3 protein-coding genes and 1 pseudogene are annotated in these 3,482 nt (G+C 38.3%); 3 read left to right on the top strand and 1 reads right to left on the bottom strand.

Going from position 1 to position 3,482, the window contains the following annotated elements:
* A pseudogene (locus tag AACY61_RS10610) lies at positions 1–815 on the top strand (hypothetical protein); the annotation flags it as partial.
* 103 nt (positions 816–918) lie between these two features.
* Here the strand turns inward: AACY61_RS10610 and AACY61_RS10605 are convergent.
* A complete protein-coding gene (locus tag AACY61_RS10605; RefSeq protein ID WP_339611555.1) occupies positions 919–1,131 on the bottom strand; it encodes a hypothetical protein in 213 nt (70 codons plus the stop codon).
* Between the two features lie 416 nt (positions 1,132–1,547).
* Between AACY61_RS10605 and AACY61_RS10600 the strand changes: the two genes are divergently transcribed.
* Positions 1,548–2,297, top strand: coding sequence for a hypothetical protein (locus tag AACY61_RS10600; protein ID WP_339611554.1), 750 nt, complete (start codon positions 1,548–1,550; stop codon positions 2,295–2,297).
* Positions 2,298–2,463: 166 nt separating this feature from the next.
* Positions 2,464–2,997 (top strand): hypothetical protein, encoded by a 534-nt coding sequence (locus AACY61_RS10595; RefSeq protein ID WP_339611553.1) that lies wholly within the window; start codon positions 2,464–2,466, stop codon positions 2,995–2,997.
* Positions 2,998–3,482 lie beyond the last annotated feature (485 nt).

Here is a 3,482-nt window from a genome sequence, read left to right as displayed (position 1 = left end):
CTTCGTTAAAGTTAGAGGAACACAGAAACAGGAACCTGCCCGAGTTGGTCGCTGCGGATTCTCCCGAAGCCTATGATAAAATGGCCGATGCCTCTGCCAAAAGCTTGATCAATTTTCTGGAGCAGCAGGACATTGTTACCGTAAAACCCTATTTTGACCCTGCCTTACGCGAGCATTTGGGCGAATTTATACCCGAGGAGCAACGTAATTTCTTCTCCATTGGCGAGCATTACGATGCCAGACCGCTATACTCCCATTTTTACCATTGGTTTGAACTGGCCCGCATGGATTTGGAACCCCATAAAAGTGAGATACGAAAAGGCCCTTTATTATATAATATTTGGGATTCTAGGAACGAAGGAACCGCCACCGCCGTGGAAGAAATGTTTATGCAAGCAGGTCTGTACGACGATAGCCCAAGAACCAAAGAGATCGTATATATTATGATCGCGCAGCGTGCGGCCAGAGGTTTGGGATCGTTATATGCCCACGCCAACGAAATGACCATGGAGGAAGCCGGAGGAATTCACAGTGAATACACCCCTCGCGGATGGATGAAGACCGAAAAGGAACTGCTCATTTTTGAGCAACACCTCTATTTGCGCCAACCCGGGTATGGCTCCAGTTATATTACCGGTAAATATTTGTTGGAAGCTGCCTTGGCCGATTATGCCCGACAAAAAGAGCTACAGGGCGAACCCTTTGCCCCGAAAGACTTTTTTGATACCCTGAACAGTATCGGCAACATCCCTATTTCGTTGGGCCATTGGCAAATGACGGGCTCCAAGGACCATTTAAAGACGATTATAGAATAAAAACAACACTAAGCATAAAAACAAAAGAGGGCCGCAAAGGCCCTCCCACCCTTCACCCTTCGCCCTTCACCCCTTCACCCTTCAACCTTTTACCCAAAACCCTTCACCCTTTTACCCAAAACCCTTCACCAACAATACCCTCAACACACTCCCACAGCCCTTTTATAAGGTAGAGTGCGTCCTTTTCTTCCTCATCAATAGGTTCGGTGGAGTGATACACGGCAATATCGTGCAGCAGTTTTAGGGATTTTACCAGATGGGGGCCATCCAGCGCATCGGCGTAGTCTAGCAATTGTACCTGGGCCGGGCTGAGCATGTGGGGCATTTTGGGAGCGCTTTGCGCATTCGCGCTACTGCCTTCGGGGCAGCTTTCTTGACCTTTTGAGTGTAGCATAACAAAAGAATTTAAAGTTAAAAAGAGGACAGGTCACTGCTACACTCATCAAAGCGGTGCCTTGAAGGTCTGGGGACTTTCACCCTTTTGCCTGTCCAATAATTGTTCAAATGAGGTTGGATAGGCACCTTAATTTCGATAAGTGTAGCACTCCAAATATACATTTTATCCGGAAATAGAAAACAGTTGTTAGTTGATAACTTCTTACAATTATATAGATTAACCTGTTGGTTTTGAGGGAAATTTCGGTGATATTAGATGGCTGATGGCTTTTACACCGCTATAAACAAGTTGTCCACCATTTAATCGAAAAACCAAAATACAGATATTTAAATATAATGAATTGGGAAATTTTTAGAGACCAGATTTGGAATTTTATTGGTGTAATTATAGCTTTTTTAACTATTGTAATTACCCTTATAATCTTCTTTCTTCAACGAAGAAAAAAAGCTATTTCTTATGAAATAACTTCAAAAACGGCACTTCTGACATCAAAAGAAAAATTAGAGGGTAAAATCAAAATATTATATAATAATTCTGAAGTTGAAAATGTGAATTTTTATGAGCTAAAAATTTCAAATTCAGGGAACCTCGGAATACCATCTGAAGATTACGAAAGACCTATTCGTTTCATTTTCGATACAGGTGTTGAAATCTTAAGTGCTGAAATAATTGAATCAAATCCAAAATCACTGATTACAGAATTAGTGACCGAGGGAAATGAAATTATAATTACTCCTGTTTTAATGAACAGCAAAGATAGTTTCACGATTAAATCTATTGTTTCTAACTCAGAAGAAACTGAAATCTTAGTTGATGCTCGAATAAAAGATGTAAAAGAAATTAAGAAAGTTGGGGAAAGTCATTTCTCATTAATATTTGCAGGTATTGGTTTAATATTAACTATTGCTGGAATGATTCAAATGATTAGAATTAATGAAAGGGTTAAAGTTGAAACTCCTTGGACTCTGGAAAAAAGCATAAGTGCTGGACTAATATTTTTAGGATATATTTTTATGACCTCATTTATTATTAAAAATAGAACCCATAAGAAATTTATTAAAAAATTAATCAAAATATCTGAATAAAAACACTGTACAACATTGGCTATAGTAATTGCTTGTTCTCGCCTACTTCTGAAAATCCTCGCGGACTTTCTTGGTCGGTAACTGTTTACTCAATTAGTTGCTTGAAACACGCAACAAAACATATACAACAACGTTAGCTGGAATCAAAAAAATGAAAATTCAAAAAATGAGTGATCCCGAATTTGAGAATTTGCTATTAAATGAATTGGATAATATTGAGGACTTAGAATTGCTAATAATCAAAGGACATATTTTAATCGAATATTCTCTAAATAAATTCATAAATGATGTTAATGACGGCGGAATCAATATTGATAAAACGAGCTTCACTTTTCACAATAAAATTACAATCTCTGAACTTTTAGGCCTTTTTAAAAGGGTTGACTCTTTAAAACAAAGCATTATTGATGTTAATAAACTAAGGAATCAAATAGCTCACACTCTTTCTTACGAAAAAAAGCTACTCAAAAAACTGATAGAAATCTTTATTGAAATTGACGAACCTAATAGTGGTATTTTTAAAGAGAACTCTGATTTCCAAAATTTCTATAATATAGTGATTGCCATCTGTGGACTAATAATCGGTAGGAAAATAGCAACCGAAAAAACCATTAAATTCAATAAATATAAGTTACAAATGGAAATGAAAAATAATCCTGAAAAATTTAAATCGGAATACCTGAACTTTGAGGTAAAATGACAGTAGCACCTGCTCCCGCAAGATTTTATCTTGTGGGGCACTTGGTTAACACCGTCCATCGTTATTTCGACATAAGGAGCACGGCGACGATTGAGAAATCTCCTGTAACCATTCCCATTTCTCACACTCCCTTCGGTCGGTTCGAAATGACGACGATTTTTTCCATTTAGGGAGGGTTACAACCAATGCAATAATTCATCGCCCCCTTCTCCCCTAAACTAAATTCCCTGCTACCGCAAGATTGTATCTTGTGGGGCACTTGGTTTACACCGTCCATTGTCATTTCGACATGAGGAGCACGGCGACGATTGAGAAATCTCCTGTAACCATTCAGATTTCTCACACTCCCTTCGGTCGGTTCGAAATGACAACGATTTTATTCCATTTAGGGAGGGTTACAAACAATGGCAACAATTCATCGTCCCATTCTTCCCCTAAACTAAATTCCCTACTTTTAAGAAAAGAAGTGTAATGAAGATCGAACA

Source organism: uncultured Planktosalinus sp., from assembly GCF_963973675.1.
Lineage (GTDB): Bacteria > Bacteroidota > Bacteroidia > Flavobacteriales > Flavobacteriaceae > Planktosalinus.
Note: the sequence above shows the minus strand (reverse complement) of the source record. Positions and strands in the feature narration are given on the sequence as shown.

Coding starts and splice junctions, on each gene's coding strand:
- AACY61_RS10595 (WP_339611553.1), top strand. CDS start 2,464: ATGAGTGATCCCGAATTTGAGAATTTGCTATTAAATGAATTGGATAAT.
- AACY61_RS10605 (WP_339611555.1), bottom strand. CDS start 1,131: ATGCTCAGCCCGGCCCAGGTACAATTGCTAGACTACGCCGATGCGCTG.
- AACY61_RS10600 (WP_339611554.1), top strand. CDS start 1,548: ATGAATTGGGAAATTTTTAGAGACCAGATTTGGAATTTTATTGGTGTA.